Origin of the sequence: Pantoea sp. UBA6567, assembly GCF_002434165.1 — a bacterium.
Taxonomy (GTDB): domain Bacteria; phylum Pseudomonadota; class Gammaproteobacteria; order Enterobacterales; family Enterobacteriaceae; genus Pantoea; species Pantoea eucrina.
Map to the genome: position 1 here is coordinate 1,149,638 of NZ_DJJN01000006.1, position 18,243 is coordinate 1,167,880.

The window sequence follows — 18,243 nt, forward strand, 5'->3', positions numbered from 1 at the left end:
AAACCGCAAAAATTTGACACGCCTCTAACATCTCAGCGGAAATGCCTCTGAAGTGAGATCCTGTTGGCAGTTTGCTTTGCCACCATATCAGGCAGAAAAGCAGCAGAATGGTGCTTTTGCGCGCACTTAAACCAAAAGTGTGCAGTACGGCTTTGACAAGCGGGATCGGGCTCGCTACTATTCGCCTCGTTCACACGATTCCTCTGTAGTTCAGTCGGTAGAACGGCGGACTGTTAATCCGTATGTCACTGGTTCGAGTCCAGTCAGAGGAGCCAGAATTAGAAAAGCCCGCTCAGGGAAACCTGAGCGGGCTTTTTGCTGTGTTGCGTTTTGATGTGGTACTGGCTGGTGATGTATCAGGCTGGCCAGAAGGGTCAGGCTTTGGTAGCAATGGAAGAGTTAACTCACTTTAATCGACATGTCTTTGCGGTTTCGCATATTGTGATAAAGAGTTGTATTGCTTTCGGTATCTCCTTCAAGCGTGGAATATTGACTCAACGTGTCGCTGTCTGAATATATACTCGAAGAATATCCTGTAGCAGGACCGAGATCAGACTCAGAATTTTTTCGAAATTCGATAAAAGAAACTATATCATTGCTTGTTATGCTTTTTTCTAAGGTATTTATCTTTGGTTCTGGTTCATTGCTAACAGAAGGTTTAGTATTATTATTCATTCCTGATAATTCATCATATTCACGTTTTAACCTATCTGTATTCTCTTCAGTTGTAATTAATTTTATCTGAGGAGGCACATTACTAAGAATCGAAAAAATATCCTTCGCATTCAAATTAGCTTCATGAATATCTGTAAGATTAATTTCTCCTGATGGCATAAGAAGATCATTATCCCTGCTGAGCCCTAATTTTTCTCTGAGCATGATCGATGAACAGAGAGCAGTAAAATTGCTGTCAGGTACAAAACCCTCTGCCTTTTCGCTTCCTCTGGATACGATAATCTGCATTGCGTTATACCGGCTATCAGGCCTTAACGTAATATCCATTTTATTGAGATGTAGCTCTATTTTTTCCATATTTTGCAGTGAATCTGGCGTAACTTTTCTATCACGAAGTTCGGTTCTGAGTTGAGCTATCACTGACTTATAGACTTCCTCCTTTTCTCTTCTGACTCCGCCAAATGTAAAAATATCAACAACACGCTCCAGCATACTTTTTGGCCGGGTAACATCTTTCATATTCAATTCACTGCCGATGCCCATCGCATAGGCGCTAAGCCGGGAAGCTTCTTTGGTACTGATTAAAGAGGGAACTGACATAATTTCTCCTGAACTGCGTCTAAAAAACAGCCCTATAGTAAAAATGATCTCCTCTCTGCGTGCTCTCTAAATTCGCTCCTTACGGCCTGAAATTCACCGCTGGCTTCGCGCCACACGTACTGCTGTCCGGGCTGGAGTATGCCTGTGTTATCATGGGGTTTTTAATCAACGCTGTGAGAACCATGTCTGAGACCCCCGGTAAACGCAAAAACGATCCGGAAGGATTAAAGCGCCGTATCATTGCGGCTGCGCTCTCTGTTTTCGCCGAATATGGCCTGCCGGGCGCGCGCATGGAGCAGATTGCAGCGCTGGCGCAGACCACGAAACGCATGGTGGTTTATCACTTCACCAGCAAAGAAGCGCTCTACATTGAGGTGCTGGAGCAGGTGTATCGCGCCATGCGCGAGCATGAAACCAGCCTGCAGCTTGCCACACTCGAACCGGAACAGGCGATGATCAAACTGGTTGAGGCGAGCTTTGATTATCATGTGGCGCACCCGGACTTTATGCGGCTGGTCTGCAGCGAGAACCTGCTGCGCGGGCGTTATATCATGCAGTCTGAGCGGATCAAAACGCTTAACCGCAGCGCGCTCGATCTGCTTGAAGCAATACTGACGCGTGGCCAGCAGCAGGGGCTGTTTTACCGCGACCTTAACAGCGTGGATGTGCACCGCCTGATCAGCAGTATCTGCGTGCATCATGTGTCGAACCGCTACACCTTTCATACGCTGTTCACGCCTGACGACAGCGAAACGGAAACCATCCGCCGCAACCGCCAGCTGGCTGTGGCGGCAACGCTGCGTTACATTCGCCAGGCCCCGTCGTCTGCGGGTTCGCTGTGATGGTCTACGCTTGATCTCATTAACGGGACCGTCACAGACCTGAGACTAAGGAACACTGAAGTGAACAAAGATGCCCTTCTCTATCCGTTACGCAACACCCAGGATACTGAACATGATACGGCCCTGTGGAACTGGGCGCAGAACTCTGTCGTGGGCCAGCGTCAGCAGCTGCATCAGCCGCAAACGGAAGCTGAGCTACAGCAGCTGCTGCGCGATACGCGCGGAAAAGTGCGTCTGGTCGGCAGCCGGCTGTCGCCAGGCCGGATGCTCTGCGTGCAGCCTGATGACCTGCTGCTCGACCTGAGCGCCTTTACCGGCGTGGTGGCTGAAGATGACAATTCCATCACTTTTGCAGCCGGTACGCTGCTGCAGGAAGTTTACGACACCTTAACCGCACGCGATCGCATGCTCGCTTCTTCGCCGGGCGTGATTGCCGTTCAGACGCTGGCCGGCGCGCTGGCGACCGGCACTCACGGTCAGGGTTTACAGCAGAGTTCACTGGCCGATGAAGCGCTGCGCATCCGTATGGTGCTGGCTGATGGCAGCGTACGCGAGTTTACGCGCGGTGAGCCCGAGTTTCCGGCAGCGCAGGTTGCACTGGGTTCGCTTGGCGTCGTGACGGCGGTTACGCTGCGCACCCAGCCGTTTCGCTTATTTACCTGCTACAAGTTTGCCGTCAGTGCCGATGGACTGGAGCAGGATCTGCTGAAGTGGAATAGCGACTATGAGCTGAGCAAAGCCTGGTGGTTTGTCGATGACAACCTGATGCACGTCTGGAACGCTGAACAGGCGAGCGATGAGGATACGCAGGCCTGGCACGCCAACGGACGTCAGGTGATTGAGCATGGCGATAACGCCGACAGCAGCCTGAACCATACGATCGATCAGACGCTGGCGCAAATGCACCGCGATACGCAAATCCACGGTAAAGGCGGTAAACAGTTCCGCACCGTCACCCGGTTCCGCGATTTCACCGATGTCAGCGGCGATATTTATCAGCTTTTTTGTCGCGGTATTGCGGTGCCGCAGATCAACGTAGAAATTGCCGTGCCGCTCGATAGAACGCCGCAGGTTATCAGCAAAATCAAAGCCTGGTACGCTGAGCATCAGCCGCATATGCACTACCCGATTATCCTGCGCTGCACCGGCGCCTCGGAGGGCTGGCTGAGCCCGTCACATCAGCAGCCCTCCTGCTTCTTTGGCTTTGTGGTCTACTACGCGGATGATGGCTCGCTGTCGCAGGAGGGCCTGCATTTTCTGACGGAGGTGGAGAAGCTGCTGGCTGCCGAAGGCGGACGTCCGCACTGGGGGAAATATTACGATCCGCAGCGCTATCAGTGGCGCGATATCTATCCACAGTGGGATGCGTTCCGCGCGGTGCGTGAGACGCTGGATCCTGCCCGTCGTTTCAGTAACGACTATACCACCGCGCTTTTTGACTGATGTTTGTACAGGGAGAGAGTATGTTCGCCTGGGTAACGCTGCTGACGCAGCCCGATTATGTTATTGGCGTGAAAGCGCTGCACCGTTCGCTTCAGCGCAGTGAAACCCGCTGGCCGCTGGTTGTGATGGTAACGGATGCAATCGATGCTGACACGCGCGCTGCGCTGCAGGCTGCGGGCTGCGTGATCCATCCGGTCGCACCGCTGATGCCTGACAGCGCGCTGGAGCAGCACTACGCCTCGGCACAGTTTGGCGAGGTGTGGAGTAAACTACGCGCGTGGGAGCTGACCGACTATGAGCGCGTGGTCTTTCTGGATGCCGATATGCTGGTCCTGCAGAATATGGATGAGCTGTTTACGCTGGATATGGGTAAGTATGCGCTGGCCGCCTGCCACGCCTGCCGCTGTAATCCAAACCAGATTGCGAGCTATCCGGCCAGCTGGCATCCGGAAAACTGTCACTATACCTGGCATGACCGGGGTGAAACGGCGCCCGCCACGCTTGATGCTTATCTCAATGGCGGTTTCCTGGTGCTGAAACCGGATAACGCTGTGTTCAGCTGGCTGCAGCAGAAAGTGCAGGAGATTGACGATCTTAAGCGCTATCCCTTCTCCGAGCAGGATCTGCTGAATGAGGTGTTTGCCGGACGCTGGCTGCCGCTCTCTTATATCTATAACGCGCTGAAGACGCTGCCATTTCAGCACAGCGCTATGTGGCAGCAGGATAAAGTTAAAAACCTGCACTATATCCTCGCCAAGCCGTGGAAGCGCGATCTCAATCAGCCAGAAGAAGAGCGCGACCGCTATTATGCGCTGGACAAGCTGTGGTGGGAGCGCGGTACCGCATAGCGGCGCCGGTTTTCATCGGCGGCCAGGGCGCCATGAATGATAATGCAACGTAGGGGCCGCATTTATGCGGCCCTGGTTTCAAACGGCCGGTTAACGCCAGCCGAGCGCCGGGGCGACGTGGGTGAGGATGCTGTCGATAACGTGCGCGCAGTAATCAACGCCGAGCTGATTTGGAATTGTCAGCAGCAGCGTATCTGCCTCTGCGATGCCTTCATCTTCTGCCAGCATCTTTATCAGGCGATCCGGCTCGGCTGCATAGCTGCGGCCGAAGATGGCGCGCGTCTTCTCATCCAGAAAACCTACTGAATCCTGATCCTGACCACCGCGGCCAAAATAGGCGCGATCGGTATCATTCATCAGCGCAAAAATACTGCGGCTCACCGACACGCGCGGCGTGCGCTGATGGCCTGCGGCAGCCCAGGCTGCACGGTAGGCACGGATCTGCTGCGCCTGCTGCACATGGAAGGGTTCGCCGGTTTCATCATCTTTCAGGGTAGAACTCTGCAGGTTCATCCCCTGCTCTGCGGCCCAGACGGCAGTGGCGTTTGAGCCGGAGCCCCACCAGATACGCTCGCGCAGCCCTTCAGAGAACGGCTCCAGGCGCAGCAGCCCTGGCGGGTTCGGGAACATCGGCTGCGGATTTGGCTTTGCAAACCCCTCACCGCGCAGCACGTCCAGCAGCGCCTCGGTATGCCGGCGTCCCATATCTGCATCGCTCTCGCCGGCGCGGGGATCAAAGCCAAAGTAGCGATAACCCTCAATCACCTGCTCCGGTGAACCGCGGCTCAGTCCGAGCTGCAGACGGCCGTTAGAGATCAGATCGGCTGCGCCCGCATCTTCTGCCATATAGAGCGGATTTTCATAACGCATATCGATAACGCCAGTCCCGATTTCAATGCGGCGGGTTTTCGCCCCCACCGCCGCCAGCAGCGGAAACGGCGAACTCAGCTGACGGGCAAAATGGTGGACGCGGAAGTAGGCGCCGTCGGCCCCCAGCTCTTCTGCCGCCACCGCAAGGTCGATAGACTGCAGCAGCACATCCTGCGCCGAACGGGTGGCAGAATGGGGTGACGGCGTCCAGTGACCAAATGAGAGAAAGCCAATTTTTTTCATGTTTCAGTGCTCCCCGCCGGCGACAGGACCGCCTGGCGTTACGTGTGCATAAATCGATAAACAGAGGGTACGCCAGCGCGGCAGGCAGTGATAGCCAATAGTTTTCGTGCGCATCTTCAACTTTTTTGTACAACCGCAGCCACCCTCTCGCTTATCAATCTCAGCTATCCTTAAACACTGATTTGCCGAACAGGCTGATGCACTCAGGGATGCCCTATGCACCTTATCTCTTTACCTATGTATGACATCGACAGCGCGACGACGGCGGCGACAACCAGCGCGCTGCTGAAACTGCTGGCAAAACGCGATGTGACAGCAGAGGTGGTCGCCCCGGACGATCTGCTTACCCACTGGCGCGACGACAATCTGCTGCTGAGCCAGACCTGCGGCTATGCGCTGGTCAGTCAGCTGCCGGAGGTACAGCTGGTTGGTACGATGCAGTCGTGCGCAGCGGGCTGCCAGGATCTGCGTTATCGCAGCTGGCTGGTGGTGCGCCAGGCGGAGAACGCCCGCATGCTGGAAGATTTTCGCGGACGCCGTGCCGTATGCAACAGCGCTGACTCACACTCCGGTTACAACGCCCTGCGCTATGCGATCGCACCGCTTGCAGAGAACGGTAAATTTTTTGCCGAAACGCACTTCAGCGGCAGCCATCAGCAGTCGCTGGCGGCGCTGCGCCGCAATGAAGCGGATATCGCCGCCATTGACTGCATTACCTGGGCGCTGCTGCAGAAGTATCAGCCGCAGGCGCTGGCCGATGTGACAATTATTGGCGAGACGCCGCTCTGCCCGGCCCTGCCGCTTATTACCTCTTCCCGCACCGATAGCCTGCTGCTGGAAAAACTGCGCAGCGCCTTATTTGAACTGGCCAACGTTGAGGATTTTAAACCGCTGATGCAGGCTAACCTGCTGGCCGGTTTCTCCGTGCCCCGCCGCAGCTACTATGATGAGGTGCTCGCGTGGGAGCAGCAGGCGGCAGCCATGGGCGTTACCCGGCTCTGAACAACGCGGGAACAGGTGACTAACGGGAAAATTTGTTACACTCGCCGCAGTCAATTCAGGAGAATGTAATGACCGCGCGCTCTGTAACGCTGGATGATGTCGCCCGCCTGGCCGGCGTCTCTTATCAAACGGTTTCCCGGGTACTGAACCATTCGTCGCAGGTCTCGGCACGCACGCGCGCCCGGGTAGAGGCGGCGATGGCAGAACTCAGCTACGTACCCAACCGGGTGGCGCAGCAGCTGGCGGGAAAGGCAACGCGCACGCTGGGACTGGCCACCAGCGATCTGGCGCTGATGGCGCCGGCGCAGATCGCCTCTGCGATTCAGCAGCGGGCCGCGGCGGCGGGGTATCACCTGGTGATCGCCATGGCTAACGCGCAGAGCGCCGCATCCGATACGGTCAATGAGCTGCTGGCGCAGCGCGTTGATGCCCTGCTGATTAACCTGCCGCTGGATGCCGCACAGGCGGCGCAGATTCAGCAGCAGTGCGGCAGTAAACCCGCCCTGTTTCTTGATGTCGAAACCTGCGCGCCGGTGCCGCAGTGTCAGTATCAGAGTAGCTGCGGGGCGCGGCAGGCTGTGGATCATCTGGTGGCGCTGGGGCATCGTGAAATTGGCGTGCTGAACGGTCCGGCGCGCTCAGCCTCTGCCCGCGCACGTTTTGCGGACTGGCAGCGGGCGCTGGCACAGCATCAGCTGCAGCCTTATTGTGTTCTGGAGGGTGACTGGAGCGCGGCGTCCGGCTATCAGGCACTGCTCACCCTGCTGCCGGATCGGCTGCCGCAGGCGCTGTTGGTGGCTAACGATCAGATGGCGCTGGGTGCGATGCGCGCGCTACACCAACACGGCGTGGCGATCCCGGCGGATATCTCGCTGATTGGTTACGATGACACCGCAGAGAGCGCCTGGTATCAGCCACCGCTGACCACTATCCGGCAGGATCTGCAGCAGCTTGGGCGTATCAGCGTGGACCGGATCCTGGCGCAGCTGGCCGGAGAGACGCTGCCTGCGCCGTTGCTCGAGACCGGGCTGATTCTGCGCGAAACCACGGCCGCTCCGCAGCAGGATGGCCTGGATAACAGCGAAATTGCCCGCCAGCTGCAGGTCCTGGCGCAGGCATTAAAAAGGTCGCCATAATGGCGACCTCGTCACAGTGAAACCTTACTGCCGCACTTAGTGTCCTTTCGGCTCACCCATGCTTTTCAGTTTTTTCGACAGGTCGCGACGCTCTTTCGACAGATCGGCGTTTTTAATGATGTACTCATCCACGCGATCTTCATAGTCCACGCGCATAGAGGCGATAATCTCCTGGATCGCCTCCACGCTCATGCCGGGTTTGATATATTCACTCAGGTTATCCAGCAGCAACACACGTTTCTGGTTATCACGGATTTTCTTTTCGTTATCGTGAATTTCGCGCTGCAGTTTGTTTTTACGACGAAACATACGCACAAACTCCAGCACGTCCTGAAATGATTGCTTGGCATTTTCCATGTTGGCACCTTTCTTAAGGCCTGCAGCAGCAGGCGGAATAGTCATATAACGTCAAGAGTTGTAGCTTAGCGGCTGTTGAGCCGGGTTAGCAATTCTCACAGCAAATTTCAGACTGGCTCTTATCTTAGCGCAAAGAAAGGGCGATTCGCACTAAGTGGTTGCCGGAGAAAACTATTTACGCAGCGCCAGCCGGACCAGATCGGTCATGCGCTCCAGCTGCCGCGCCTGCTCCAGGCTCAGCCAGACGTAGCCGTAAATCGCCGTGGTTTCAAGCTGCGCGCTGCCGCTGGCGATCAGCGCCTCCAGCTCCTGCACTATCTCCTCCAGGGCGTGGCTGTTTGCGATAACCTGTTCCGTCTCGCCTTTTTGCAGCAGCAGCGCCAGCGCGTTCAGCGTCTCTTCAGTCATCTGCTGGGTACGCCGCAACGCAGGTGCACTGAGCAGCAGCAGATGACTCTCGCGTGAGGCCCACCAGGCTTCAATCTGCATCTGCATGGTATTGACCATGTTACGGTTGATGGTCTGGATCGCTTCAAACACCGATTTTGGAATACGCGTCTCTTTACTGGCGGGCTCAAGCAGCGCGCGCATTCTGATCACGCTGCTGAGCAGCTTCTGAAAGCGCGTATTGAGACGCGGCTTCTCGACCAGATTAGGGGAAAAGCCGGCGTGATGGATCTTTGCCATGCTGACAAACGCATCTGAAAGCTGTATACGCCAGTGGATATAGGCGCGCTGCGCCCAGATGGCACTGAACAGCAGCGCCATCAGCGAGCCTAAAATCACATCGCCGCCGCGCCACAGCGCCACGGTGAAATCACCGGCTGGCGCCCCTACTACCACGCCGAGCGTGATGCCAATCAGCAGCGCCATGTAGGGATGTTTGCCCAGCGTCAGATAGCCACAGACAATCATTACCGCAAAGCACCAGACCAGCATCAGCGGCAGCGAGATCAGCTCCAGCTTCAGCGCAATCAGTCCGGAAATCAGCCCGGCAAAGGTTCCGCTGATGCGCTGAATCACGCGCGGCAGCACGTTTCCCCAGGTTGAGATAGGTCCCATTACCACCACCAGCGTAATCAGTGGCCAGGTCCCTTCGGGAATATTTGTCAGCCTGACAAACAGAAAGCAGAGCACAAAGGCGATAGCAATACGCACGCCGTGTACGGCGCGGTAGTGGCGGTAGAACCAGAATTCAATCGACGAGACAGGCTTGTCAGCGCGTAACATGGTGATCCGGAAACGGGAAAAATTTGCGCGCTATGTTACCCTGGCATGGCAGCTGGCTTCAGCCCCCGCCGCCGCTTTTTCCCGCTTTTTTTCTGTCCATACGCATCAGGTAACCGTGGCGTTACATTCTGCTTTCAATAAAGAAACGCAGCGATAACGCCACGGTTAAACCTGTCAGAGTTTACGCTTCACGTAGTCGCTGATACGGGTAAGAATGCCCGCCTCTTCAACCGTCTGAAGCGCATAGAGCGGATAGCTCGCCAGCTGTTTGTCTTTATCCAGTACCTGAATCTCACCAATCTGCTCGCCCGCTTTCAGCGGCGCGGTAAGATCTTTGCGATCGATAACATATTTCGCCATCACGTTAGCCACTTCGCTGCGCGGCAGAGACAGATAGATATCCTGCGTGGTGCCTACCTCGACTTTATGCGGATTGCCGTACCAGACGTTTTCGTTGCCGATCTTCTTACCGGCATGGAACAGCTGCACGGTATCGAAGTTGCTCTGCCCCCACGTCAGCAGCTTGCGCGCCTGCTCTTCGCGTCCTTTGGAACTTTTGCCGCCCATGATCACCGCAATCAGCCGGTGACGCCCTTCAACACTGGAGGCGACGATATTGAACCCGGCGCTCTCGGTATGCCCGGTTTTCATGCCGTCGACATGCAGATGCTGATCCCACAGCAGGCCGTTACGGTTGTTCTGCGTAATGCCGTTGTAGCTCAGGGTCTTTTCGCTGTACATGGCGTAAAAGTCCTGCTCGCCATTAATAATGGCGCGCGACAGCACCGCCAGATCGCGCGCCGTGGTGTGCTGACCCGGCGCATCGAGGCCGTGCACGGTTTCAAAATGGGTATGCGTCAGACCGAGCTTCTGTACATAGTGGTTCATCATGGTGACGAAACTTTCCTGGCTGCCGGCGACATAGTCTGCCAGCGCCACGCAGGCGTCGTTGCCGGAGTCGATAATGACCCCGCGCATCAGATCGCGTACCGTGACTTTATCGCCTGGCTTGAGGAACATCAGCGAAGAGCCTTTAAACACCGGGTTTCCGGCCGCCCAGGCATCTTTGCCTACGGTCACAACATCATCCCGGGTAATTTTTCCCTGATCGACGGCGCGATCAACCACATAGCCGGTCATCAGTTTAGTCAGGCTGGCGGGATTACGCTCCGCATCCGGATTGCCGGCAGTGAGGATCTGCCCGGTGGTAGCGTCCATTAATACCCATGATGCGGCATCAATACCCGGCGCCGTCACGGGAAACGCCAGGCTGTCATCCGCCTGCGCTATTGATGCCACAAACACTAATCCAGAAAGAGTTACCCACACACGCCTTTTCAACACATCGTCCTCAGTTTAAAAATGAATTTACCGCCGCACGTTGTACGGCAAATAGCGCTTTGATATCTGAATAAATTGAAAAAAAGTATGTCCCGTACAGAAAAAACTCAGGTCCGCCCGCAGTACAGCGGATGAGGGTTGTACTGACTGAAACGCCCGACTATTCTGTGGGTTGATTTTTCAATCCAGGATAACGCCGTGCCCGCCTCTGAGTTCACCTTTCTGTTCCATGATTATGAAACCTTCGGGAAGAGCCCGTCGCTGGATCGTCCGGCCCAGTTTGCCGGCCTGCGCACCGATGCCGACTTTAACCCGGTGGGTGAACCGCAGGTGTTCTACTGTCAGCCTGCAGATGACTATCTGCCGCAGCCGGAAGCGGTGATGATCACTGGCATTACGCCGCAGGTTGCGCGCGCGCGCGGCGTTACGGAAGCGGAGTTTGCTGCACGTATCCACGCGCTGTTTACCCAGCCCAATACCTGCGTGATCGGCTATAACAACGTGCGCTTTGACGACGAAGTCACGCGCAACATCTTCTACCGCAACTTTTTTGATCCCTACGGCTGGAGCTGGCAGAACGGCAATTCGCGCTGGGATCTGCTGGATGTGATGCGCGCCTGCTATGCGCTGCGCCCGGAAGGGATTGTCTGGCCGGAAAATGATGAGGGCTTTCCCAGCTTTAAGCTGGAGCATCTCACGCAAGCCAACGGCGTGGCGCACGAACAGGCGCACGATGCGATGTCGGATGTATGGGCGACGCTGGCGATGGCAAAACTGGTCAAAGAGAAGCAGCCAAAGCTGTATGCGTTTCTGTTTGCGCATCGCAATAAGCAGAAGCTGATGACCCTGATTGATATTCCGCAGATGAAGCCGCTGGTTCACGTCTCCGGTATGTTTGGCGCCGCGCGGGGAAATACCAGCTGGATCGTGCCGCTGGCGTGGCATCCTGATAATAAAAATGCGCTGATTGTGGCGGACCTGGCGGGCGATATGACGCCGCTGCTGGAACTGGAGCCGGACGCGCTGCGCGAGCGCCTCTATACGCGGCAGAGCGAGCTGGGCGAGGCAGCTCCGGTGCCGATTAAGCTGGTGCACATCAATAAGTGCCCGGTGCTGGCCCCGGCCAGTACGCTGCGCCCGGAGGATGCGGAGCGGCTTGGGATCGATCGCCAGCACTGTCTGGCGAACCTCGCCCTGCTGCGCCAGCACGTCGCCGTACGTGAAAAAGTGGTGACGCTGTTTGCTGAAGCGGAGCCGTTTACGCCGTCGGAGGATGTTGATGCGCAGCTCTATGACGGCTTCTTCAGCGATGCCGATCGCGCCGGCATGAATATTCTGCGTCAGACGGCGCCGCAGAACCTGCCCGCGCTGGATCTTACGTTTAACGACGCGCGCGTCAATCCGCTGCTGTTCCGCTACCGGGCGCGTAATTTCCCCGGCACCCTCGACGATCGCGAGCAGCAGCGCTGGCTGCAGCATCGCCGCGAAGCGTTAAATCCAGAGCGGGTACAGGCGTTTCTGCTGGAGCTGGAGTCGCTCGCCAGCCTGCACGAAGAGGATGCGGATAAGATGGCGCAGCTGAAAGCGCTCTATCACTACGCTCAGGCGCTGGTCTCCTGAGGAGAGGCGCTGCGGCGGCAGGGTGTTATACGCCGCAGCGCATATGTTATAGCAGTGACCAGATAAGCCAGATCAGCGCAAAGCCTGCCAGCCCGATTGCCGTGGTGAGTACGGTCCAGGTTTTTAGCCCATCCGCGACTGACAATCCAAGATAGCGCGTGACGACCCAGAAGCCAGAGTCGTTAACGTGCGATAACCCCAGCGCGCCAAAGCAGGCGGAGAGCGCCACCAGCACCAGCTGCATTTCACCCAACCCGGTAACCGCCGTAGTCAGCAGGCCGCAGGTGGTGACAATCGCGACCGTGGCTGAACCCTGAGACGCGCGCAGCGCCAGTGAAAGGATAAAGGCAGCCGGGATCAGCGGCAGATGAATCGTGGTGAGCGACTCCGCCAGCGCTTTACCCACGCCTGACTCCACCAGCACTTTACCAAATGCCCCGCCGGCGCCGGATACCAGGATCACGCCAGCGGCGTTGGCGATGGCGCTTTCTGACAGCGTCTCCAGCTTCTCTTTGCCCCAGCCGCGCCGGATGCCGAGCTGCCAGCACGCCAGCGCCAGCGTAATCAGCAGCGCCATGGCTGGTGCGCCAGCCAGCGTCAGCAGGCCGTGTGCCGTGCTGCCGGGGGTGAGGTGCGGTGGCAGTAGCGTGCCCAGCATAATCAGCGCAATCGGCAGCACAATCAGGCCGGCGACCAGACCGGCTGCCGGGGGCGCAGCCACCTGCTGCGCCGGAGCCGGCTGCTTTGTCAGCTGCACCTGCTCCAGCACGCTGACCGACAGCTGATAGTTTTTGCGGTTAAGCCACTTTGCCACCAGATATCCCAGTACGCCTGCCGGCACTGAAATACCAATACCCGTCATCATCAGCCAGCCAATATCCGCATTCAGCAGTGCGGCAGCGGCCGCCGGGCCAGGATGCGTTGGCACCGCCACGTGTACCATCAGCATCACACCGGCCATAGAGAGGCCAAATTTCAGCGGCGAAAGGCGCAGCACTTTGGCGAAGCCGTAAATCAGTGGCACCACGATAATAAAGCCCACGTCAAAAAACACGGGTAGTCCCAGTACAAAGGCGACAGCGGTCAATCCGGCCACCATGCGCTGCGGTCCGAGCAGTGCGGTAAACCGCCTGGCAAGCGCATCCGCGCCGCCTGACGCTTCAATTACCGCACCAAGAATCGCGCCCAGAACAATAATCGCGGCGATATTACCCAGCAGACTGCCCATCCCGCCCAGAATCACCGTCATGATTTTATCACCCGGGATACCGGTCGTGAGCGCAACAAACAGGCTGGCGACCAGCAGCGCAATAAACGGGTGTACCTTAGCTTTGATCACCAGCAGCAGGAGCAGCAGCACGCTGACCGCCGCGATCAGGAGTAACAGAGGGGTCGTCATGTCTTACCTCAGAGAAGTATTATTGTTATCAGCAGGTTTCTGGTGTTGACGCCGGAGCTCAGGGCTCCAGCCAGGGTTGCAGCCAGCCAAGGCCCGCCGCCGTGTTACCGCGCGGAAAATATTCACAGCCTATCCAGCCGTCGTAGCCCACTTCATCCAGCAGGGCAAACAGCCACGGATAGTTAATTTCACCCTCGTCAGGCTCATGGCGATCCGGTGCGGAGGCGATCTGCACATGCCGGTAGCGTCCGGCAAAAGTGCGGATCAGATGACTGAGGTTGCCGTCGACCAGCTGGGCATGGAACAGATCGAGCTGGGTAAACACGTTTGGCCGATCGATACGCGCCATCATCTCCAGCGTCTGATACTGGCTGGCATAGAGGTAACCTGGCTTAGTGACAGGATTAAGCGCCTCCAGCAGCAGGCGGATACCGTGCGGAGCAAATTGCGCGGCGGCGTAATGCATGTTACGCACAAACGTCTCTTCCCAGGCGGCGCGCTCAGCACCGGCCGGCAGCGTGGCGGCCATGATGTGGACCTGCGGACAGTTAAGCGCCAGGGCATACTCCAGCGCGCGATCGATATCCCGGCGCGCTTCAGCCTCACGGCCAGGAATGGCGGACACGCCCCACTCGCCGGCAGCGGTGTTACCGGCTGCGGTGTTAAATAACACCATCTGCAGCTGATGGCGCGTCAGCTCAGCCTGAATCACTTCCGCCGGATAGTCATAGGGGAAAAGGAACTCTACCCCGCGAAATCCCGCCTGCGCGGCGGCAGCGAAGCGTGCCAGGAAAGGGTATTCCGTGAACTGCGTTGATAAATTAGCGGCAAACTTTGGCATTAGCGGCTCCTCAGCTCAGCAACTTCATCCGCACTGAGGTAGCGGATTTCACGATTACCCAGGGTAAACATCAGGCGTGCTGTCTCCTCAAGCTCTTCCGTATTATTTGCTGCCTCACGCAGGGAACTACCGGTGACGACCGGACCGTGGTTTGCCAGCAGAAATGCGCTGTAGCGCGGTGCCAGCCGGGCAAGATCTTCAGCCAGCCGGACGTCACCTGGTTTGTAGTAAGGCACCACCGGCACATCTCCTACCCGCATCACGACATAAGGCGTAAAGGGACGAATGCAATTCTGCCGATCGAGATCGCTCAGGCAGGAGAGCGCGGTCAGGTAGTGGCTGTGCAGATGTACCACCGCTTTGCACGCCGGGTTATTAAGATAGAGTGCGCGATGAAACGCGACCTCTTTGGAGGGTTTGTCACCGCCGATCCACTCCCCCTGCAGCGTAACTTTTGACAGCTGCTCCGCCTGCAACTCACCCAGGCAGGAGCCGGTCGGCGTGGCAAGCAGATGACCGTCGGGCAACAGCAGCGAGAGGTTGCCCGCTGAGCCCGTGGCGTAGCCGCGCTGAAAAAAAGAGGCGCCAAGCTGTACCATCTCGTTACGGGCCTGTTGTTCAGTCATAAGTAAACTCCGTTTGCGCGCGGGCGAAAAATTGTTCATCACCAAAATTGCCGGATTTCAGTGCCAGCGAGAGCGCCTGCTGCGTATCACGTACCCAGGGCACACCCGGAGAAATTGAGGGTCCGATATGAAACGCCGTGACATCGAGACTCTGCGCCACCACCCCTGAGGTCTCGCCGCCCGCCACAATAAAACGCTGCCAGCCGCGCGCTTTCAGCTCACGCGCTACCGCCGCGAATAGCTGCTCTACCGCTTCACTGCTGCGCGCCGCACCATAGCGTAACTGCACAGCCTGCAGCTGCTGCGCATCAGCGGTAGCATAAAGCATGGGCGCCAGCGGCCTGTCAGCGTGCGTGCTGATCCAGTCGCACAGTTCACGGGCATAGGCAGCGCCTTCCGTGATACAGCGCTCAACGCTGACCGCCATGGCGGGCGCCTGCTGGCGATAGGCAGCAACCTGCTGGTTGGTCATTTGCGAGCAGGAGCCGGCGATGACCACCGCGCGCCCCCCCTGTGGACGCCCCGCCGCCTCCGCTTCGCCGGCAGCCTGCGTGCTGGCCCAGGCTCGGGCGAGGCCAATGGCGAGGCCCGATCCCCCGGTCACCAGCCGCATATCACGCAGCGCCGCGCCCTGCGTCAGCAGATGTTGCTCGCTGATAGCGTCCAGTACCACATAGCTCACGCCCTGCGCCTTTAGCGCGGCCAGCTCTGCCTGTACTGCCGCCGCACCCTGCTCAATCCGTGCCACCGGAATCACTGCCGCGCGCCCCTGCGCCTGACGCATCATCAGACGCACGAGGCTGCTATCTTCCATGGGCGTGACCGGATGGTGGCGCATACCTGACTCGTTCAGCAGCTGGTCGCCGACAAACAGGTGGCCCTGATAGACGGTACGGCCATTGACCGGCAATGCCGGAGAGATCGCCGTCTGCGTTTCGCCCAGCGCCGTCAGCAGCGCGTCCGTTACCGGGCCGATATTGCCCTGCGCGGTGCTGTCGAAGGTGGAGCAATATTTGAAATAGAAACGATCGCACCCCTGCTGCTGCAGCCACGCCAGCGCCGCCAGCGACTGCGCTATCGCCTGTTCCGGCGGGCAGGATCGCGACTTCAGACTGATAACCAGCGCCTGCGCCGTGGCGTCAGTATCCAGCTGCGGCACGCCGCTGAACTGAATAACCGGCAGTCCGTTTTGCGCCAGAAAGCTGGCGATATCGGTGGCACCGGTGAAGTCATCTGCAATAACACCCAAACGCATTACGCTTTCTCCCCGGCCTGTGGCAGCACAATGCCGCTGAAAATTTTAATTACTGCGCTGTCATCTTCCCGCCCGTAGCCGGCGTTACTCGCCTCGGTGAACATATTCAGTGCGGTTGAGGCGAGCGGCAGCGGAAAGTGCAGCGATTTCGCGGTATCTGCCACCAGGCCAAGATCTTTAACAAAGATGTCTACAGCGGACTTAGGCGAGTAGTCGCCCTCCACCACATGACGCATGCGATTTTCAAACATCCAGGAGTTGCCTGCGGCGTTGGTCACCACGTCATACATGGTTTCCAGCGGAATACCGGCGCGCGCTGCCAGCGCCATCGCTTCAGCCCCCACCGCAATATGTACGCCGGCCAGCAGCTGATGAATAATTTTTACCGTGGAGCCCTGACCAATTTCGCTGCCAACGCGATACACTTTTGCCGCCACCGCCTGGAGTACCGGCTGCAGGCGCGCAAAAGCGTCATCGCTGCCGGACGCCATGACCGTCATCTCACCCGCCGCCGCTTTTACCGCGCCGCCGGAAACCGGCGCGTCCAGCATCAGCAGCTGATGCTGCGCCAGACGTTGTGCAATGGCCTGCGCATCCTGCGCAGAAATAGTTGATGAGACCATCACGACGGTACCAGGCTTCAGCTGTGTGGCCAGACCTGCTTCCCCAAACAGAATGGCATTTACCTGTGCGGCATTAACCACCAGCAGTAGCACCGCCTCCAGCTGAGAAGCAAAGCCCGCTGCGGTGGTCTGTGCATCCTGCGCGCCCGCCTGGCGCAGCGTCTCCAGAGCCTGCGGGTTGAGATCAACGCCCCACGTGTTGAGACCAGCACGAATACAGGATTGCGCGGCGCCCATGCCCATCGATCCCAGACCAATCACTCCTACGTTACTTACGGTTGCAGCCACAGCGCACCTCTCATGTTAAATTAAGTGATATTTTGTTCAATGCTGTTAATTGTGCCGCAGATGTTATGAGCGGAAAGTGCTCAACCTCACAAAAATTAACTAAAAAGACTCTGGTATAACAACTTTTCACACCTGATAAAGGAGCTCGGGCGCGGTTTATTTCTGCTGCAGGCCGATCGCAGATATCTTACAATGTGAAAAAATGGTAATTCGGGAAGTGTGAAATGATCCCTACTGAACGTCATCAACAGATAATGGCGCTGGTCGCAGAACGCGGTGTGATGAGTATTGCTGAGCTAACCGAACGTCTGGGCGTTTCGCATATGACTATCCGGCGGGACGTGCAAAAGCTGGAGGAACAGGGAGCGGTGATTTCAGTATCGGGTGGCGTGCGTACTGCGGAGCGTCTGGCGACAGAGCCATCACATCTGGCAAAAACCAGCATGTATAGCGAGGAGAAGATGGCCATTGGCCAACGCGCGGCGCAGCATATTCCGTCTGACAGCTGTATCTATCTTGATGCCGGAACGACAACGCTGGCGCTGGCGCGTGAACTGCTGGCGCGTGACGATCTGCTTGTTGTCACCAACGATTTTGTTATTGCCCGCCTGCTGATGGAGGGGAGTGACTGCCGCCTGATCCATACCGGTGGCAGCGTCTGTCGCGAGAACCGCTCCAGCGTGGGTGATGCGGCGGCGCGCACGCTGCGCACGCTGGCGATCGATATCGCCTTTATTTCGGCCTCATGCTGGGGGCCGCGTGGTCTTTATACGCCGGATGAGCACAAGGTGCCGGTTAAGCAGGCCGCCTGTGACGTCAGCAGCAAGCGCATTCTGCTTAGCGACAGCTCTAAATATAACAAGATTGCCACCTGGCTTGCATTGCCGCTGACGCGCTTCGATCAGGTGATTACCGACAGGCAACTGAATAAAACTGGCCGGGAAACGTTGAGTGCGGGTAGCTGGGAGCTGATACTGGCGGGACAGGAATAGTTAATAGCAGAC

Annotated in this window: 17 protein-coding genes and 1 tRNA gene; 8 read left to right on the top strand and 10 right to left on the bottom strand. The window is 57.5% G+C overall.

Annotation, left to right across the window (positions count from 1 at the left end):
• The first annotated feature begins 199 nt into the window (after positions 1 to 199).
• Positions 200 to 275 (top strand) — tRNA-Asn (locus B4M48_RS11540).
• A gap of 124 nt (positions 276 to 399) precedes the next feature.
• Here B4M48_RS11540 and B4M48_RS11545 read toward each other — a convergent pair.
• Positions 400 to 1,275 carry a hypothetical protein gene (locus B4M48_RS11545; protein ID WP_071667974.1) on the bottom strand — a complete coding sequence of 292 codons (876 nt, stop codon included), beginning with the start codon at positions 1,273 to 1,275 and terminating at the stop codon, positions 400 to 402.
• Positions 1,276 to 1,457: 182 nt separating this feature from the next.
• On the opposite strand from B4M48_RS11545, the gene B4M48_RS11550 reads away from it, so the two are divergent.
• Genes B4M48_RS11550 through B4M48_RS11560 form a run of 3 tightly spaced genes read left to right on the top strand, consistent with a single transcriptional unit; the run spans position 1,458 to position 4,408 of the window.
• Positions 1,458 to 2,117, top strand: coding sequence for a TetR family transcriptional regulator (locus B4M48_RS11550; protein WP_113655213.1), 660 nt, complete (start codon positions 1,458 to 1,460; stop codon positions 2,115 to 2,117).
• 60 nt (positions 2,118 to 2,177) lie between these two features.
• Complete coding sequence (locus B4M48_RS11555; RefSeq protein WP_094112142.1) at positions 2,178 to 3,560, top strand: D-arabinono-1,4-lactone oxidase; 1,383 nt, start codon at positions 2,178 to 2,180, stop codon at positions 3,558 to 3,560.
• 20 nt (positions 3,561 to 3,580) lie between these two features.
• Complete coding sequence (locus B4M48_RS11560; protein ID WP_039385271.1) at positions 3,581 to 4,408, top strand: glycosyltransferase family 8 protein; 828 nt, start codon at positions 3,581 to 3,583, stop codon at positions 4,406 to 4,408.
• A 90-nt stretch (positions 4,409 to 4,498) separates the two neighbouring features.
• On the opposite strand, the gene B4M48_RS11565 is transcribed toward B4M48_RS11560, so the two are convergent.
• The gene (locus tag B4M48_RS11565; protein ID WP_039385272.1) at positions 4,499 to 5,521 is read right to left on the bottom strand and encodes an LLM class flavin-dependent oxidoreductase; all 1,023 of its coding nucleotides are present in this window, start codon (positions 5,519 to 5,521) and stop codon (positions 4,499 to 4,501) included.
• Between the two features lie 216 nt (positions 5,522 to 5,737).
• Between B4M48_RS11565 and B4M48_RS11570 the strand changes: the two genes are divergently transcribed.
• Both B4M48_RS11570 and B4M48_RS11575 read left to right on the top strand, forming a co-directional pair.
• Positions 5,738 to 6,523, top strand: coding sequence for a phosphate/phosphite/phosphonate ABC transporter substrate-binding protein (locus tag B4M48_RS11570; protein WP_039385276.1), 786 nt, complete (start codon positions 5,738 to 5,740; stop codon positions 6,521 to 6,523).
• 68 nt (positions 6,524 to 6,591) lie between these two features.
• A complete protein-coding gene (locus B4M48_RS11575) occupies positions 6,592 to 7,659 on the top strand; it encodes a LacI family DNA-binding transcriptional regulator (RefSeq protein ID WP_039385279.1) in 1,068 nt (355 codons plus the stop codon).
• Between the two features lie 36 nt (positions 7,660 to 7,695).
• On the opposite strand, the gene B4M48_RS11580 is transcribed toward B4M48_RS11575, so the two are convergent.
• From B4M48_RS11580 to dacD, 3 genes are all read right to left on the bottom strand, one after another.
• Positions 7,696 to 8,016, bottom strand: coding sequence for a DUF496 family protein (locus B4M48_RS11580; RefSeq protein WP_039385998.1), 321 nt, complete (start codon positions 8,014 to 8,016; stop codon positions 7,696 to 7,698).
• Between the two features lie 171 nt (positions 8,017 to 8,187).
• Entirely contained in the window at positions 8,188 to 9,246 is a 1,059-nt protein-coding gene (locus B4M48_RS11585; RefSeq protein WP_039385281.1) for an FUSC family protein, read from the bottom strand.
• A gap of 174 nt (positions 9,247 to 9,420) precedes the next feature.
• Positions 9,421 to 10,590, bottom strand: a complete 1,170-nt coding sequence (gene dacD, locus B4M48_RS11590) for a serine-type D-Ala-D-Ala carboxypeptidase DacD (RefSeq protein WP_071667977.1) — start codon at positions 10,588 to 10,590, stop codon at positions 9,421 to 9,423.
• A 195-nt stretch (positions 10,591 to 10,785) separates the two neighbouring features.
• On the opposite strand from dacD, the gene sbcB reads away from it, so the two are divergent.
• Positions 10,786 to 12,207: an exodeoxyribonuclease I gene (gene sbcB, locus B4M48_RS11595; RefSeq protein WP_288656748.1), complete on the top strand. Its 1,422-nt coding sequence runs from the start codon at positions 10,786 to 10,788 to the stop codon at positions 12,205 to 12,207.
• 46 nt (positions 12,208 to 12,253) lie between these two features.
• Here the strand turns inward: sbcB and B4M48_RS11600 are convergent, their stop codons facing one another.
• From B4M48_RS11600 to ltnD, 5 genes are read right to left on the bottom strand one after another with little or no spacing between them, the layout of a single operon-like run.
• Complete coding sequence (locus B4M48_RS11600; RefSeq protein WP_071667978.1) at positions 12,254 to 13,606, bottom strand: GntP family transporter; 1,353 nt, start codon at positions 13,604 to 13,606, stop codon at positions 12,254 to 12,256.
• A 58-nt stretch (positions 13,607 to 13,664) separates the two neighbouring features.
• Positions 13,665 to 14,447, bottom strand: a complete 783-nt coding sequence (otnI, locus tag B4M48_RS11605; protein ID WP_071667979.1) for a 2-oxo-tetronate isomerase — start codon at positions 14,445 to 14,447, stop codon at positions 13,665 to 13,667.
• Entirely contained in the window at positions 14,447 to 15,073 is a 627-nt protein-coding gene (locus tag B4M48_RS11610; protein WP_071667980.1) for an aldolase, read from the bottom strand. The genes otnI and B4M48_RS11610 overlap by 1 nt, the downstream gene beginning before the upstream one ends.
• Positions 15,066 to 16,328 (bottom strand): 3-oxo-tetronate kinase, encoded by a 1,263-nt coding sequence (gene otnK / locus B4M48_RS11615; protein WP_288656752.1) that lies wholly within the window; start codon positions 16,326 to 16,328, stop codon positions 15,066 to 15,068. The genes B4M48_RS11610 and otnK overlap by 8 nt, the downstream gene beginning before the upstream one ends.
• Positions 16,328 to 17,239 carry an L-threonate dehydrogenase gene (gene ltnD, locus B4M48_RS11620; protein ID WP_288656755.1) on the bottom strand — a complete coding sequence of 304 codons (912 nt, stop codon included), beginning with the start codon at positions 17,237 to 17,239 and terminating at the stop codon, positions 16,328 to 16,330. The genes otnK and ltnD overlap by 1 nt, the downstream gene beginning before the upstream one ends.
• A 224-nt stretch (positions 17,240 to 17,463) precedes the next feature.
• Between ltnD and ygbI the strand changes: the two genes are divergently transcribed.
• Positions 17,464 to 18,231 (top strand): DNA-binding transcriptional repressor YgbI, encoded by a 768-nt coding sequence (gene ygbI / locus B4M48_RS11625; RefSeq protein WP_288656756.1) that lies wholly within the window; start codon positions 17,464 to 17,466, stop codon positions 18,229 to 18,231.
• The last annotated feature ends 12 nt before the right edge of the window (positions 18,232 to 18,243 follow it).